Source organism: Lactobacillus intestinalis (assembly GCF_024397795.1).
Classification (GTDB): domain Bacteria; phylum Bacillota; class Bacilli; order Lactobacillales; family Lactobacillaceae; genus Lactobacillus; species Lactobacillus intestinalis.
In genome coordinates, this window is sequence record NZ_CP072983.1 from 104,528 (window position 1) to 120,778 (window position 16,251).

18 protein-coding genes are annotated in these 16,251 nt (G+C 35.3%); 11 read left to right on the plus strand and 7 right to left on the minus strand.

Translation table 11 applies throughout. From position 1 onward, the window contains the following. Positions 1–28: 28 nt before the first annotated feature. Positions 29–733, minus strand: a complete 705-nt coding sequence (locus KBW87_RS00535) for an NAD-dependent protein deacylase (RefSeq protein WP_057809438.1) — start codon at positions 731–733, stop codon at positions 29–31. 90 nt (positions 734–823) lie between these two features. Between KBW87_RS00535 and KBW87_RS00540 the strand changes: the two genes are divergently transcribed. Next, positions 824–1,309: a hypothetical protein gene (locus KBW87_RS00540; RefSeq protein WP_057809436.1), complete on the plus strand. Its 486-nt coding sequence runs from the start codon at positions 824–826 to the stop codon at positions 1,307–1,309. Positions 1,310–1,334: 25 nt separating this feature from the next. Here the strand turns inward: KBW87_RS00540 and cls are convergent, their stop codons facing one another. Genes cls through KBW87_RS00555 form a run of 3 tightly spaced genes read right to left on the minus strand, consistent with a single transcriptional unit; the run spans position 1,335 to position 4,455 of the window. After that, entirely contained in the window at positions 1,335–2,792 is a 1,458-nt protein-coding gene (gene cls / locus KBW87_RS00545; RefSeq protein WP_057809434.1) for a cardiolipin synthase, read from the minus strand. An 18-nt stretch (positions 2,793–2,810) separates the two neighbouring features. Beyond that, on the minus strand, positions 2,811–3,512 hold the full coding sequence (locus KBW87_RS00550) for a zinc metallopeptidase (protein WP_057809432.1): 702 nt from the start codon (positions 3,510–3,512) through the stop codon (positions 2,811–2,813). 13 nt (positions 3,513–3,525) lie between these two features. Beyond that, positions 3,526–4,455 carry an alpha/beta hydrolase gene (locus KBW87_RS00555; protein WP_057809431.1) on the minus strand — a complete coding sequence of 310 codons (930 nt, stop codon included), beginning with the start codon at positions 4,453–4,455 and terminating at the stop codon, positions 3,526–3,528. A 77-nt stretch (positions 4,456–4,532) separates the two neighbouring features. On the opposite strand from KBW87_RS00555, the gene KBW87_RS00560 reads away from it, so the two are divergent. Next, the gene (locus tag KBW87_RS00560) at positions 4,533–5,252 is read left to right on the plus strand and encodes a ribonuclease H family protein (protein ID WP_057809429.1); all 720 of its coding nucleotides are present in this window, start codon (positions 4,533–4,535) and stop codon (positions 5,250–5,252) included. Between the two features lie 99 nt (positions 5,253–5,351). On the opposite strand, the gene tnpA is transcribed toward KBW87_RS00560, so the two are convergent. Next, complete coding sequence (gene tnpA, locus KBW87_RS00565; RefSeq protein WP_057810388.1) at positions 5,352–5,816, minus strand: IS200/IS605 family transposase; 465 nt, start codon at positions 5,814–5,816, stop codon at positions 5,352–5,354. Positions 5,817–5,915: 99 nt separating this feature from the next. On the opposite strand from tnpA, the gene KBW87_RS00570 reads away from it, so the two are divergent. Then, positions 5,916–7,247: an RNA-guided endonuclease InsQ/TnpB family protein gene (locus KBW87_RS00570; protein WP_255807115.1), complete on the plus strand. Its 1,332-nt coding sequence runs from the start codon at positions 5,916–5,918 to the stop codon at positions 7,245–7,247. A 141-nt stretch (positions 7,248–7,388) separates the two neighbouring features. Here the strand turns inward: KBW87_RS00570 and ribD are convergent, their stop codons facing one another. Continuing rightward, complete coding sequence (ribD, locus tag KBW87_RS00575) at positions 7,389–8,396, minus strand: bifunctional diaminohydroxyphosphoribosylaminopyrimidine deaminase/5-amino-6-(5-phosphoribosylamino)uracil reductase RibD (protein ID WP_057809354.1); 1,008 nt, start codon at positions 8,394–8,396, stop codon at positions 7,389–7,391. A gap of 370 nt (positions 8,397–8,766) precedes the next feature. Continuing rightward, positions 8,767–9,720, minus strand: coding sequence for a DUF1002 domain-containing protein (locus tag KBW87_RS00580; RefSeq protein WP_057809356.1), 954 nt, complete (start codon positions 9,718–9,720; stop codon positions 8,767–8,769). A 155-nt stretch (positions 9,721–9,875) separates the two neighbouring features. Between KBW87_RS00580 and KBW87_RS00585 the strand changes: the two genes are divergently transcribed. The 8 genes from KBW87_RS00585 (at position 9,876) to KBW87_RS00620 (ending at position 16,101) form a co-directional block, all read left to right on the plus strand. Further along, on the plus strand, positions 9,876–10,700 hold the full coding sequence (locus KBW87_RS00585) for a glycosyltransferase family 2 protein (RefSeq protein WP_057809358.1): 825 nt from the start codon (positions 9,876–9,878) through the stop codon (positions 10,698–10,700). Then, entirely contained in the window at positions 10,684–11,340 is a 657-nt protein-coding gene (locus KBW87_RS00590) for an alpha/beta fold hydrolase (protein WP_057809360.1), read from the plus strand. The genes KBW87_RS00585 and KBW87_RS00590 overlap by 17 nt, the downstream gene beginning before the upstream one ends. 75 nt (positions 11,341–11,415) lie before the next feature. Then, complete coding sequence (locus KBW87_RS00595; protein WP_057809362.1) at positions 11,416–12,054, plus strand: NAD(P)H-binding protein; 639 nt, start codon at positions 11,416–11,418, stop codon at positions 12,052–12,054. 109 nt (positions 12,055–12,163) lie between these two features. Next, positions 12,164–12,826, plus strand: a complete 663-nt coding sequence (locus KBW87_RS00600) for a hypothetical protein (protein WP_057809364.1) — start codon at positions 12,164–12,166, stop codon at positions 12,824–12,826. Positions 12,827–12,900: 74 nt separating this feature from the next. Further along, positions 12,901–13,311, plus strand: coding sequence for a hypothetical protein (locus KBW87_RS00605; protein ID WP_057809426.1), 411 nt, complete (start codon positions 12,901–12,903; stop codon positions 13,309–13,311). 127 nt (positions 13,312–13,438) lie between these two features. Beyond that, the gene (locus tag KBW87_RS00610; RefSeq protein ID WP_004039652.1) at positions 13,439–14,425 is read left to right on the plus strand and encodes a ribose-phosphate diphosphokinase; all 987 of its coding nucleotides are present in this window, start codon (positions 13,439–13,441) and stop codon (positions 14,423–14,425) included. Between the two features lie 138 nt (positions 14,426–14,563). Next, positions 14,564–15,250 carry a TetR/AcrR family transcriptional regulator gene (locus tag KBW87_RS00615; RefSeq protein WP_057809366.1) on the plus strand — a complete coding sequence of 229 codons (687 nt, stop codon included), beginning with the start codon at positions 14,564–14,566 and terminating at the stop codon, positions 15,248–15,250. A gap of 14 nt (positions 15,251–15,264) precedes the next feature. Then, the gene (locus tag KBW87_RS00620) at positions 15,265–16,101 is read left to right on the plus strand and encodes a hypothetical protein (RefSeq protein WP_057809368.1); all 837 of its coding nucleotides are present in this window, start codon (positions 15,265–15,267) and stop codon (positions 16,099–16,101) included. Positions 16,102–16,251: the final 150 nt, after the last annotated feature.

The following is a 16,251-nucleotide window of genomic DNA, read 5'->3' on the forward strand; positions in this document are numbered from 1 at the left end:
GAATATCAATATCTCGCAAGTAATTCAATTACAATTTCTTAAAAATATCGAGAGCATCAGCAATGATTTCATTAATTTCAGGGGCGTTAATAGCAGTTTTGTTAATAGCCCAAACTTTAGCGGTTGGCTTTTTGTAAGCTAATAGTTGCGCAAAAGGATAAACGACAAAACTAGTTCCACAAATAATAACGAGATCTGATTTTTGCATAATATTGATAGATTTTGATAGATTTTCAGGATTAATTCCTTCCCCGTAAAGAACGATTCCTGGTCGAATTATTCCTCCACAGTTTTTATGAATATAACTGTCTGCATACTCATTATAAGACAAAGTTTGATGGCATTTTGTACAATATATGTTATATAAATTTCCATGAAATTCTACTACATGTTCGTTACCAGCTTTTTTATCTAATTGGTCGATATTTTGAGTGATTAAATCGCCTTTTTGATTACAAATTTGAGCAATCTTTTCATGAATTAGATTAGGCTTGGCATTTGGAAAATACATGTTGTTCATTACAAAGTTGTAGAAAAGTTCGGGCCGATTAAAGAGGGTGTTTTCGCTTAAAATAGTTTCAGGACTTTCTTTTACACCATTGTAAATTCCATTTTTTGAACGATAGTCAGGGATGCCAGAATGGGTTGACACGCCGGCTCCAGTCAAAAAGGCAATATGATTGGCATTGTCGATATCATTTTTTAGTTCGATAATTTTTTCTGTATTATCCATTTTTTTGTACACTTTCTAATACTTCTAACTCAATTATAGATTATTGCCTTTGTTATAATTAACATAGTGTTTTATTTAAGGAGGGTTATTATGACTAGCTTATCTACTTTTTATTATACTATCGATTTATTATTATTGGTTTATGCATGCTATAGCTGGTATTGGCAAGCTAGCTTGCAAGTAAAAGGACGCTATCGTTTATCATCAATTATTTGGGCAATTATTTTTATTTGGCTAGCCTTTACTTGGAATTATATTGAAAAAGGGGATCCTGGAATCAACGTCTTTTTGGCTTTATTCTTGTTCATTAGTATCATCGATGGCTTTACTGGTTTTGCAGATAAACGGGCAGTCGTTTCTGGCTACTTTAAACGGACGGTTCGCTATTCAGATATTAGCTTTGTGCGCTTGATTAGTGTGCCTAATCCTAAAAAGCCCACGGTAATTTGTATTTTGCAAACTGTTAAAGAGCGCCAATATTACTTACGCTTTAATGGAGAAGTAAATATGGTAATTGGGGTTTTGCGTCAGCGTCTAAGTTCTGATGCCAGAATAGAAGTACAAAATATTATTTAAAAAGCAGACTGTTAAGTCTGCTTTATCATAAGATTGGAGAGAGCATTCGAGAAAAGCTTTGTAAAGTTCGTAAATATCGACCTTGATTGGCAATCATTTCTTTAGTTAATAAGGTAGAGCTTTCCATGTCTTTTTTAAAAGTTTCCGCCATTTCCTGAGTAAATTTTTTATCGTAAAAGACGACGATATCTTCAAAGTTTAAGTCATATGAACGATAATCTTGATTCATTGATCCGACGGTGGAATATTTATCATCGATAATTGTCGTTTTGGCGTGTAAAAAACCATTATTATAAATATAAATTTTGACACCATAGCGAGTTAATTCGTTAGCGTACCATTGGGTAGCGCGATAAATAAAAGGATGGTCTGGTATTGAGGGGATCATAATCCTTACATCAACACCCGATGAAGCAATTGTCTGCCAAGTTGCAAACATAGCATCATCTGGGATTAGATAAGGAGTTTGAATCCAGAGTCTTTTTCTAGCCAGTAGCATTAATCTCATCATACCATTTCGCATATAGGGTTCATAGCGGTCAGGTCCATCAGAAATAATTTGAGTGGCGACATCTCCTGGTGTAATATCATGTTCATCAAGATCCGGGAAAAACATTTCGTTAAAAGTAATAATTTGTTCATCGTTTTGAATTGAAGCATTCCAGTCCATTACAAAACGTTCTTGAAGTAGAAGGGAGGCCGAACCTACGATTCTTACCTGGCTATCGCGCCAATAACCAAATTTCTTTTTTCTACCTAAATATTGATCACCGATATTAAAGCCGCCAGTCCAAGAAATACGGCCATCAATAATAACAATTTTTCGGTGCAGGTGATAGTTGATTCGATATCTGGTAATCATATTACGTGAAGTGATAAAAGGTAAAACTTGTCCCCCTACATTTCGCAATTGATCAAACCAAGTTTTAGTCGCTCCTTGAGAACCCCACGCATCATAGATTACACGCACTTGGACGCCTTCTTGAGCCTTTTTTATTAAAAGATCAAGAATCTCATTACCAATATCATCATTATAGAAAGTATAAAATTCCACATTGATAGTTTCTTTGGCATTTTTGATATCTTTGATCATATCCCTAAACATTTCTTTTCCATCACTGTACAAAGTGACGTGATTATTTTTAGTGACTGGAGAATAGCCATCTTTATTGAAAAAATTAATGGCAATTTTTCCTTTATTAGAAGTGTCAGAGGGGCTGATTTTTTTAGGAGCTTTGGCGATGGCTTTTTGAACGTTGCGAAGTCCCAAGTGGTGCTGTTTATTAATTGCAAAAATATTTTCCTGGGAAATACCACGTCCAAAAAAGGCATACAGAATCAAACCGATAATTGGTAAAACTAGTAAAATAATCAGCCAAGCCCAAGTTGTAGAAACCGATCTTCTTCTATGAAAGACGATGTAAAAGGCTAAAATGGTATTAGTAATGATGATGATTCTTGCTATGTCGTGAAGCCAAAGCACCCTAAAATCCTCCTAGTTTTAGTTGTCTTGATTATGATTGCCAAATAGCAAAATTAAGTGGAATATTTGAAGTAAGGATGAAACTACCGCCGCTACATAAGTTAAAGCAGCAGCTGTTAAAACTTTTCTACCAGAACTAAGCTCCTGATTGTCTAGAATTCCAGTTATCTTCAATTGCTTTAAAGCACGTGCGGAAGCATTGAATTCAACGGGTAAAGTTACTAATTGAAAAACTAAGACTGCCGCAAAGCAAAGAATTCCAGCTTTGATAAAAATTTGATTGAGACCAAAAAATAAACCAATTAAAATTAGAGGCATTGCTAAATTTGAACCCAAGTTAACTACGGGCACTAAAGCAGAACGAAAAGTCATCGGTGCATATTGAGTATGGTCTTGGATGGCATGTCCTACTTCGTGAGCTGCAACGCCCACAGCTGAAATCGAAGTTGAATTATAAACTGGTTCTGACAAACTAAGAATTTTAGTTTGAGGATTATAATTATCTGTCAATTGCCCTGAAATTGGTTGAATTTTTACATCTTGAATTCCGGCATTTGCTAAAATCATTTCGGCAGCTTCTGCCCCGGTGATGTCGTTATGATTGTTAACATCAGCATAGCGCCCAAAAGTTGAGTTAACATTAATTGAAGCCCAACTACTAATTGCTATAGAAATCAATATTACCCAAAAATAAGGATCGTAAAACATTGGCATAAACATTCTTATTACCTCATCATTTCTTTATTCCAATAAATTTATTAACAATGTCAATTACAAAAGGATTATCATGCATCCAGCTATGTTCGGCATCTCTGCCTCGAATCTCAACTTCCTGATAGAGATGAGCATTAGGAGCTAGGATGTAGCGGATGCTTTTTGCGGATGTGACAGAAATAAACTTATCCGTATTGGTATTGTCTAAAACATTACCGTAAATATTTAAAAAAGCAATATTAGGATTGAAACGCCGTTTTCTAAAAAGTAAATACAAATAATGTGGGTTCATCAAATTAGGACGTCCTTTTTCATTAAGAATGTTGACGTTAGGTATATCCCCTAAATACGTAACCCCGTTAAAAGGTCCTGCAATACAGACACATTTATTTAAATGGGGAAATTTTTTCTTTTTTGCATATTTCATTTCCGTTCTGACAATACATGGAGAAGCTAAAGAGTGCGCAACTGCAGTATAAGTGGAAAATTGGTAGCGTTTTGCTAAAAACGGCAGTAAAAAGCTCATGTAATAATCTATGCCGTAAATTCCCACAATTCTTTGTCTAAATGCGACTTGTACAATAGGTTGTTTATCGCCGGTCCAAGTTCCTTCAAGCTTGAAATTCCCTAATAAATCGACAGTTACCTTTAAAAATTTATTGTTTCCTTTGTCTTTGCAGGCCTGTTCAATCATGACCTTGGTAGTATAATCTCCTCCGCGAAAACCATGAAAGTAAATAATTGGAGTCTGTTCAAAACTTCCGCTTTTTTCTTCAATTGTAGCTTTATTTTCAATATGTTGCTTATGTAAACGTAGAAGAAATCGCGTAGGTATAAATGAAGCTAATATTCCTAATGAAATCATGTTAAACATGCTTGGCTCATCGCTTAAGTCATGTCGTCGATTTTTTTCAGCTTCTTGAGTGTATTTTTTAGAGTTGAAGAACATGTTGCCCCACCTTAAAATAGAACTATTAAGTCTATTCTATCATGGACAAAGATAATTTTTTCAATGAGGTGATCAGAGTGAAATTTTACGCAGTAAAAAAGGGACGCAAAGCAGGGATTTATCGAACTTGGGATGAAGCTAAAAAGCAAGTTGATGGCTTTTCTGGCGCGGAGTATAAATCTTTTGATAAGGTAACTGATGCTACAGAATACATGAATTTTGGAAAAGAGGAGCGTGACAGAGTTATGGAAAAAGACGAAAGCGCATTAAATGAAGCCGCAAATAAAATCATCAAATTTAATCCAAAGTCAGATGATTATTTTGCCTACATTTATACAGATGGTGGTACTCGGAATTCTGGAGCTGGTGTAAAAGGTGGTTCAGTTGCTCCAACTGATAAGGCTGCTTGGGCATATTTAATCGAATGGGATGGCAAGAGAATTTCAAATAGTGGCGGCGAATACGGTGCAACTAATAATAAGATGGAACAAACTGGTTTTATCAATGCTTTAGAAAAATTGATCGAACTTGGTTTCAATGAAAAGAAGCTGATGTTCAGACTTGATTCAAAGTATGTCTTACAACCAATTACTGAAGGCTGGCTTGAAGGCTGGAAGAAACGTGGCTGGAAGAAATCTAGCGGTGAACTTGCTAATGTAGAAGAATGGAAAAAAATTGATAAGCTCCTCGCTAATTTCCCTGATGCTCATTTTGAATGGGTAAAGGGTCATGCTAATCACCCAGGGAATGAATTCGTAGATGGTTTGCTTAATCAATATATGGATGAAGAAATGTAATAAAAGAAGCGCCTGGATTTCCAGACGCTTCTTTTAGTCAAAACTTGCTATCGGTTGAGGCCGCTTTTTTAATGAAAACAGCCCGGAAATCCCCTTACTTTAGTGAGGGGATGGATAGGGCTTGCCATCTCTGACGGCATTGTAAATCTGATCATTGATATACTTTTCTACTACTTCTTTAGACATATTTCCTACACTGCCAAAATAATAACTTGGTGACCATAAATGACCGCCCCACATCTTGCTTTGTTTGATTTCGGGATGATTCTGGAAGAATAAAAAAGCGCTTCTTCCTTTGAGTGCTTTGACCACGCTTGAGCCTGATTTTGATGGCCTAAAGCTAATAAGCAAATGAATATGCTCAGACATTATTTCCATTTTTTCGATTTTGATTTGATTATCTGCGGCTACTTGTTTGAGCAGCCCTTGCATTTCTTGTGCCAGGTTTTGATTAGTAAAGATTGGATTGCGATATTTAGTACACCAAATTAAATGATAGTGTGCATTATAGACGTAGTGTTTTTCATAGCCTGCGTCTTTTATTTTGTCTCTCTTCTTATTCATAGTCTAATATCCTTTCGTCTATTATATATCTATTTACTGTTGATTATAAGATATACATAGGATATAATCAAATTACAATAATACAAGGAGGTGAAATACATGAAAAGAATGAGCAGTTTAGCCTATCATTTTGGCGTTAAGCTTCGCTTTTATCCTAGTTCTAAGCAAAAGAAAATCATTAAACTAAACTATGATGCGCAGCGCTTTGTCTACAACTCTTATGTAGGACGCAATCGGACTAGTTATCATGCTAAACGCTATTTAGCTGTTAAGCAAAGTAATGCAATGCCATTTGCTTTTTCTGCTCTTAATAGCTATGAAGTCCAACTGGCAGAAACAGTAGTCATCAATCATGAATTATTGGCTAAGCCTAAGAATATTCGTGATGCTTATAGCTTTTTACGTGTTAAAGAAATCGATAGTCTCGCTCTTGCCAATGCGATTCAAAACTATCACAAGGCTTGGAAAAATTATCGCAAGATGGGACACGGAATTCCGACTTTTCACAAAAAACGCAGCGACTGGTCATATCAGACCAACTGTCAATATCCTAAGCAGTCAGAAGCCTATCTTGATAACGGGACAGCTAGATTTATTGATGCTAAACATATTAAATTGCCTAAGCTGGGAATTGTCCGCATTGCTGGTTTTAGAAAACTGATTAAAGAGCGCTTGCTTAAGCAGATTCCAACTAGAATTGGCACAGTCACGATAAAAAAGACCGCTGATGACCAGTTCTACCTGTCTATGCAATTAGGCAGCGATACTGCTTTTGTTAAGCCTTATGCCAAAACCAGCAGTCAAATTGGGATTGACCTTAATCTGGATAATTTCTTAACGGAATCCAATGGATCAATGGTGGCCAATCCACGTTTCTATCGTAAAGCTAAAAAACAGCTTGCTCACGCTCAACGTGTGCTTTCTCGCAGACAAAGACGTGCTAAGCAAGAAGGACGAAATTTGGGGACGGCAAGGAATTATCAAAAACAGCGACTAGCAGTCGCTAAATTACACGACAAGATTCGCAGACAGCGTGAAGACTTCTTGCAAGCACTCTCAACTGCATTAATCAAAAACCACGATTTAGTAGTTGCCGAGGAACTAAGAAGCAAGAACCTGTTAAAGAATCATGCCTTGTCTCAGGCAATTTCTGATGTTGGCTGGCGTCGTTTTCTAAACATGCTGGCATATAAGGCAGATCTATATGGCAAAGAATTTATAACAATTGATCCTAAGTACACCACCCAAAGATGCCATCAATGTGGCAGTATTATGGGACAAAATAGCTATAAGAAATTAACCCTTAAGGATCGGGAATGGACTTGTCCAATCTGTCAGACGCACCATATTCGTGATTGGAATGCGGCAGTGAACATCTTAGAAAAAGGATTAGGCAATTGGCAAAATCCTAAAATAAAAAAAGCAGTCTAGAAAGGCTGCAGTCCGTTAGCAACTCACGGACTCAAAAGGCTTTGGTAATTGGGCGACCTCTACCGCAAGGCAAGTCAAGCCTGTATCTAAGCAAGATAGTGTTCTCGTTAGTGCAAGCTAACGAGCCACTAAGCCCCAGAATTAATTCTGGGGTAGTTGACGTTTCAAATTGTGAGAAGGGACAGCTCCTTCAAGACCAATATCTCCAAAATAAGTTGGACTTAAATAATTAATCACCTCATTAACTAGATCATGATCAAGAAGAACTTTTTCAAGAGTAGGACCGCCTTCGACATACACTGATTGAATTTCTTCAGTAGCTAAAATTTCGATTACTTCATTAATATCATCGCTGTCTAATTCAAAAACGCGAACATTAGAATTAAAATGTTGTTTTTTCAAATTGATGTTTTGAGTAAAAATCCAAGTTTCGCTCTTATTGTCATTTAGTAAGTTTAATCCAGAGTGGTTGAGAAGACGGCCACGGCGATCAATTACGATTCTAATCGGAGGATAATTAGAAGGAACATTGATCAAAAGACTTGGATTATCAATGATTGCAGTTGAGGATCCAATCATTACTGCTTGATAGTCAGCTCTTTCTTTATGAACACGGTCAGAAACTGCTTGGTTATTGATTTTATTTCTTTTACCCGCGGCGCAAATTTTATGATCTAGACTGTTAATTTGTTTAATAGTAATCCATGGACGACCATTTTCGTAGAAGTAATTATAGAATTTATTCAAATCTTTTGCCTCATCTTTTAAAACGCCTAAAGTTACTTCGATTCCATTTTGTTTAAATTTATCAAGATTCTTTTTTCCAGTAGAATTTGGATCTTTTTGAGCAATTACGACGCGTTTGATGCCTTTGTCGATGATAAGATTAGTGCAGGATGGCTTTTGATAATAATCATCACATGGCATTAAATTGGTGTAGAGGGTAGAGCCTTTCAGTTGATCATCATTCAATTTATCAAAAGCATTAATGATTGCATGACGACCGTCAAAACATTTATGGTAACTTTTGCTTAATATTTGATCATTTTTGACTACGACTGCACCAACTAAAGGATCTTTCCAAGCGTTATAGCGTCCCTTTTCTGCTTCTTCTAGTGCGACTTCCATGTATTTTTGATCAGTATCCATTCAAAATCCTTCTTTCCAATTCGATTGATAGATTTAGACTCACAATGTATGCTCATCATAAAACCGCTTTCATTGCTTGTCAAACTTTATATAGAAGCATTTCCTTTCTTTGGAAAAATGTTATTGATATTAGTTAATAAGTAAACAACTGCTAAGTCTTAAAAATAGTAATGGCTAGTGTTATTTTTGCTTCTATAGTTATTTTTATCACAAAAATATCTATACCAAAAAATATTTACGCTTATTACTTGTTATTGAAAGCAAAAGAAAAGTTTACTAGACCAATTTTGATAAAAAACATCTATAAAATAAAAAAGAAATCAAAAAAAGATCTAGTGTAGCTTGTACACACTAGATCTTTTTAAAAGTGTTATTTTGAAATAATTACTGTACCAAATAAATGACTAAAGAAGTTTACAACACTATCCCAAATTTGTTGGAACCAATTTCTGTTTTCAGGAGTGTTGAACTTATTAAAGATATTTTGAGCATTTTTTTCAATTTGTTTAGAAAGTTCAGCAGCTTGAGCTTTGAAATTTTTGTTCTTTAAAGCACCTGAATCGCGAACTTCAATTAAAATATTTACAATCTGATTTTTCTGGTTATTGTTAATAGTATTTCCCAGGTGATTAATTTTAATTTGGTTATTAACAATATCACGGATTTGGCTATCAGAAATATTGTTTCCAATTTTAGCCATATCACTTTTTGCACCAGCAACTGCATTGTTTAATTGTGCATCTGAGTAGCCATCTTTTGATTTGTTTTCTCTTGTGATGCCACTAAGGGTATTCATTTCGTCTTGAGCAGCATTAACTTGTTTTTGGTTTAAGGCATCCCCATTTTTGGCAAAGGCTGCATATACTCCCGCTAAAGCACCGGATCCATCGATTGGAATAGCACTGGTTACGTAAATATTGGCATCCGAAATTCCAGCAGTTAAGGCTGCGTTTTTGTATTGGTTGGCAGTAATAGTTGTAATATTGTTTTTGCCATCGTAATCCAAAATCTTCACATTTATTCCACTACCAGCGCTGGTTTTTTGAATCATTGCGCTGGACCAGACACCAGAATTGGTAGTAAAGTTGTCTCCTGACGGATTGAGGTATTTTACTAAATCACTTCCAGTAACTGTAATAGTTTGATAATTTGCTCCATTTAAAGGAGCAGTGAGAGTTTTTAAAGTACCACTTTTTTGTGATTCAGTTAAAGAACTTCCTAATGTAACTACAGGAGTTTCATCAGCATAGACCGTATTTTGGCTAATTGCAAAAATACCTGCTACAAAAGTAGCTAAAATAGTAAAAAATATCGGTTTTTTCATAATTTTTCTCCTTATTTACTTAATTATACATGTAGGAATAAGTAACACGTCAAGTTTAGAAAGGTAAAGATTTAGTTTAGAAAAAGATGCATTTCTTACTAAACCCGTAATAATAGGTTCCATGTTATAATAGTAGCAATATAAGGGGGAAAGCTATGAACGGGCAACCTGAATTAACCGTCATCATGCCGGTATATAACATGGAAAAATATATAGCTAAGGCATTAGATCAACTGGCTAAGCAAGAAGATCCTAATTTTAAATTGTTGATCGTTAATGATGGTTCTAAAGATAAAACAGTAGAAGTAGCAGAGCAATATCGTGATAAATTTCGCTATTTTAGAATTCTAAATAAGAAAAATGGTGGTTTATCTGACGCACGCAATGTTGGTATGGCAAATGTAGATACGCCATATTTTACTTTCCATGATGGAGATGATTGGGTAGAGCCAGGATATACCGCTTATTTTGTGCGCGCTTTTCATGATCATCCTAATGTAGCAATGGTAAGTTGTGGCTATTTTATCGATTCACCACATCGGCATAATAAGGTAGTGGGAAGTCCAAATGATGGTGTATTGTCAAAATTGAGAACTTATGGCAAGATGACCAACATCTTTAATTCACCAGTTAAGGGCTATACATGGAATAAAGGCTATAAGACTGCCGTTGTGCGTAAATATCATATGACTTTTGTAGAAGGATTGGCTTTTATGGAAGATCAAATATTTAACGTTCACTACATTGCTAATACTAATGGCTTTTATTATAATGCAGTGCCTCTTTATCATTACTGGCAGCGTGAGGATAGCATGGTTCACCACTTTAATCTAAAAATGGTGCCAGATAATGTAAAAGCCAATTGGTATGTTTGGAAGACAATTTTTGCTAGTTTAATTGAGCAAAGAAAAGAACACAAACAAGATCACACAAATCAAAATTTGATTAGTGAAGGGAACAATAATGAAAGAAAAGGTTAACGGCGTAGATCTTTATTATCATAAATTAGGTAAAGGAGCGCCATTATTGCTGCTTCATGGGCATCACTTGGATGGTGGAATGTTTGATAAAATTGTTTCGCCGCTATCCTTATATTACACGGTTTATGTACTAGATATGAGAGGACATGGTCTTAGTCAAGGAGATAGCGCAGAACATTATCAAACTGAAGTTGAAGATGTCTACACCTTTATCAAGCAACTTCACCTTGAGGGATGCTATTGTTTTGGTTTTGATGCGGGCGGATTAGTTGCCATGATGCTGGCCAGTCAACATTCTCAAATTTTTAAGAAGATGATTGTTGCAGGAGTCTTTGTCAATGGGGCAGGAATTCGCCCATATCACTATTTAACGGAAGGATTTCACCGTTTTCTTAGACTTGATCGCGATAGTCGAGTGGAGCTTACGGAAAGTTTCATGTCTGAAGATGCTATGAAGAAAATCGAGATTCCAACTTTGTGTGTAGTTGGTGAAAAAGACTGGGTTAAAGTTGAACATGTTCGTTGGTATAGTCAGATTATTCCAAATGGGCGTTTGATTTTAATGCCACGCCAAACCCACAATAGTTATGCTGTTAAAAGTTTGAAATTACTAGATTTGATTAAAGATTTTTGCAGATAATTAGTAATTGGTCTACCTTTTTGACAAACTTGCGCTAAAATACAGTTAAAGGTGTTTACAAAAAAGGAGAAAAATATGGTTAAAGTTGTTGTACTTGGTGCTCACGGACAAGTTGCACAGATTGCAGAAAGATTTATGTTTGCAGATAAGGATGTTAAGACTTCATTATTTTTGAGGGATGCAAAAAGAATGGCTGATAAAGCTAATGAAGCTACTATCTTTGAAGGTAGTGCGATAGATGCAGCTCAACTTGAAAAGGCAATGAAGGGTCAAGATATTGTTTATGCTAATTTGGGTGGTAAGGATGATATCGATCTTGAAGCCGAAGCTACCATTGAAGCAATGCACAATGCAAATGTAAAGCGTCTGATCTGGGTTTCAACTTTAGGCATTTATGACGAAGTTCCAGGCAAGTTTGGCGAATGGAACAGGGAAACCTTAGGTGATTACATCACTGAATATGCCAAGGCTGCGAAGCGAATTGAAGATTCTGGTCTTGATTACACGATTATTCGTCCAACTTGGATGACTGACAAGAATGAAGTCGATTATGAAAAGTCCAAGAAGGGTGAAGAAATCAAGGATACTGAAGTTTCAAGAAAGTCTGTTGCAGCTTACATTTATCATTTGATTAAAAATCCAAAAGAAGATGTAAGAGAATCAATTGGCCTTGGTAAACCTGGTACTGAAGGCGATAAGCCAAGTTGGTATTAATAAATCGAATAAGTAAAAGCCACTTCGAAATGAGATGGCTTTTTTGTAAGGAAAATGCTTCAACGTTGAGCAGAAAGAGTAAAATTTGGGTAAGAAAAGGGGATTAAACATGAAAACAACAAAATTAATGGTAATCGCAGGATTATCTGTGTCATTGATGGGATTAAGCAATCTAAGTTCTACCACTGCAAGTGCCGCTTCAGTTAAAACAATACAAAAAGCTCAAACTAAAGCTGTCTTGCAAAAAGTATCAACCCACTACAACTCTAAAGCTAAATCTCTCTACATTTCAGGATTCGCTACTCAAGGAAATAAAATTGTAGTAAAGTATGGTATCAAAAAGATCGCAACAACTAATATCAACGCCAAGCATGAATTTGATGCCAATGTGAAGTTTACTGGCTACAAGACAATTTCCTTATATGCGGTTAATAAAGCTAACAAGCGCGTTACGCCAATTGTTAAGTTAACTGCAAATCGTTATGCAACACCAAATCCTACTGTTGAAAAGTCTCATCGAACTTCCAAAGCTATTAATTATGACTTAACAACAACTAAGAATAAGGGTAGCTTGGTATTTTACTATCAAGGTAAAAAGTTTTATTCTCAAAAAGTTAAGTCAACTAAGACCCGAATTTCCTTTACTCAAGATCAATTGAAAGGTAAAAAGGGCAATTTTACTGTGAGATATTTCCAAACCGGTAAAAAGGCAAGTCCTGCTGTGAAAGCACCAATTGTAAAAGTAGGATCTGTGACACAGATATTTTATTAAATGTAATTTGCTAAAAGTCACTTCGTAAAGAGGCGGCTTTTTTGTATAATGGTAAAAATTATAAAAGAGGTGTAATGATGACAACATTAATCAACTTATTCATTGCAATTTTGGCAATCATATTTGGTTTCAAAAGGCGCGAGGAAAAATTTAGCTTCTTTAGCGCCGGAATAGTTTTTGTGATTTTTGCAAGTGTATTATTACTGTCATCAATTCCAGTGATGAATAATTTTGAAACATCTTCTTTGTTGATGTGGTTAGGGATGATCTTATTAATTCTTGGAATTGTCTTTTTAGTTATTAGTCGCATTACTAAGCAAAGCAAGCAGTTTAATCTTCAAGATATCGCAATTGCATTTTTAACCGCGGCTCTTTGTGTGTTAGTGTTGCTTCATGACCAGAATAATTCTTTAATTGCAATCGTAATCCCTGAATTTTCTTTGATTATTGGCTTGGGATTAATGATTAAATCAAAATTGAACTAAAAATATTTCCAAAATTCTCACTAGCGAGAATTTTGGATTTTTTCTTAGATTTGTTGTTTTTCAAGCAATTAGGCCACTTTTTAGTTATAATAGATCTGAATGTAATTTTTATTAAAAAGAGGTAGCTATGAAGAAGGAAGAACTCCATCAATTATTGCACCCAATGAAATTAATTGGGTTAGGCGGTAACCCTGCATTAAATGAAAAGATTGCGTCAATTTTAGATCAACCTTTAATTGAAACTGCTGTCCACCACTTTAGTGACGGGGAAATTCAAGTTAACATCGGTGAATCTGTCAGAGGGTGCGATGTATTCGTAATTCAATCAATTCAAGATCCAGTTAACGAAAACTTTATGGAACTTGAAATCGTGCTCGATGCACTTCATCGTGCTTCAGCACATAATGTTAATGTAGTAATTCCATATTTAGCATATTCACGTTCAGATACTAAGACTCGTTCTCGTGAACCAATTACTGCTAAGTTGATCGCTAACTTGCTTCAATTGACTGGCATGGATCGTTTAATTGCAGTTGACTTGCACGCTTCACAAATTCAAGGATTCTACAACGTTCCAGTTGATCACTTGCACGCAATGCCACTTCTTGCACAATACTTCTTAGACAATGGTATTGCTGTTAAGGAAGACGATGATGTAGTAGTAGTTTCACCAGATCACTCAGGTGCAAAGCTTGCTCGTAACTTTGGTCAATACTTCGATGCACCAATTGCTATTGTTGACCAACGTGGTGCTCGTTACGATACTGAAGTTCACGACATGATTGGGGACGTGAAGGGCAAGAAATGTATTATTGTTGACGATTTGATTGATACTGGTTCAAGAATTGCTGCATCAACTAAGTCAGTTTTAGCAGCTGGTGCTAAAAAGGTATACGTTGCAGCTACTCATGCTCTTTTATCAAAGGACGCTACTGAAGTACTTAACGAATTACCAATTGAGCAAATCGTAGTCACTGATACTATCAAGCACAGCCGTTACCCAGATCGAATGGTTCGTATTTCAGTTGATCAATTGCTTGCACGCGGTATTGATTATGTTTACAACGATCGTTCAATTCACCAAATTTTTGATGAACAAAATCGTTTAAAGTAAATAATTTCTAATAGAATAGATATTAAAAATAATCCCTAATTTTTGGGATTATTTTTTGATTTTGTGCTTTTTTCTATTCATATATGTATCTAAATTGATATAATGAAATAAATATAGACAGAGGAATGAGGATAGATTATGGCAAGAAGAAAGAATATGAAGAGACGAAGAATTATCTTAGGTAATACTTTTCGTCTTGTTAGAGAAAACGGGATGGATAAAGTTTCATTGCAAATGATTGCTGAGAAATCAGGCATTTCTAAATCATTGCTGCAATCATATTATCCACATAAAGCAAAGTTGACCAATGATATAGTACACAACTTATTTAATACCTTAGGTGAACAAGTAAATAACTACAATCCTCCAAAGGATGGTAAGGCACCTTATGCGCAAACTAAAGCATTTATTTATACAATTGCAGTGCTTGGGATGCACGATGAGGGCTTAGATCGAATCATTTCCGAAGCATTTACCAATAATTCAACTTTGGATAGTTGGGGTGCAATGCTTAATGAATGGATCAAGACTAATAAGTTATTTGAAGGGTTGGATCTTGATAATGATGAACTTGAGGCCGGAATTGCTTTTGTAACTACTGGAATTGGCCGTTTGTACCATGATAGAAAGAAGCATCATTTATCTGCAGAAGACCTTGCAAATTATGCAACTAGTGCACTTATGTATAGCTTTTTACATTGCTCAGAAGATGAAATTAAAGAGGCCTTAGAGGAAGGTCATGAGATTATTGAATCAGCTGATATGCAAGTAGTTCATCAAGCTATTGATTCAATGTTTGATGAAGGAAAAGACATTATCAGTTAAAGGGGAATTTTTTAATGGCGGATGGATCACGAGCTGATTTGCGCAGAGTAGGTTATGAGCAACTAAAGAGCTACAAACGTAATTTAATTTTTGTAGTCTTTTTGATAGCTATTCTAACTATGATTACGACAACATTTCTCAATCCAATTTTTATGAGACGACAAATTAGAATGAGCAATAATCGAGCAATTGTTGTACGCCAAATTAACAGTCATTTTGATACTTTGGCTGATCTTATCGGAGCAGAACATGAAGATAACGCAAATCTACTAACTATCCAACAAACACAACCTATTGCAGATCATATAATTGATTACTCTTTAGGCTTTCACTGGTTTAAAGTGAATAATACTAAATTAGCCAACCAAGTCCTGCATGATATTAATTTGAATATTGATAAAGGTTCTTCAAGTGAGGCGCAGCGAGTCCAAAGTAAACTTAAAAAGCAAGGGGATAATGCTGTTTATGCAGTTATTCAAGCTTTTGATTTAAATATTGTTACTTTAGGTGCAAATATCGCTATTATTTTACTTTTGGTAAATATCGTAATTGTTATAGTTACTATAATCACTTTATTTTCTTTACTGAGCGATCTGCATTCAAGAACTAACACTAAAATGGTGATTCATATTGCCACGGCTGCGGGGATGTGGGCTGGATTCTGGATGATTTTGATTTTTGGAATTTTAGCCATCATTCCTGTTCTCTTTAATATTGAAACTTTACCACTAGCTGGATTAGGATACTTAATGGAAATTAGTAGTAGTATCTTTTTAGAATATGTAATCGTTGGGGTAGTTATTTATGTCTTATGTGCTATTCCATGGCAAGCTACAGCCAATAATAGTTAATAAACTAGAGCTATTGTGCTCTAGTTTTTGCTTGCAAAAAATATAGAATCCTTATATACTTAATGGATCGTTTAATTATTTTTTAATCATAGTAATGGGTGAGGATTTTGAGAAAGGAAAAAGCGATTAAGATCATTATTTCTATGGTAA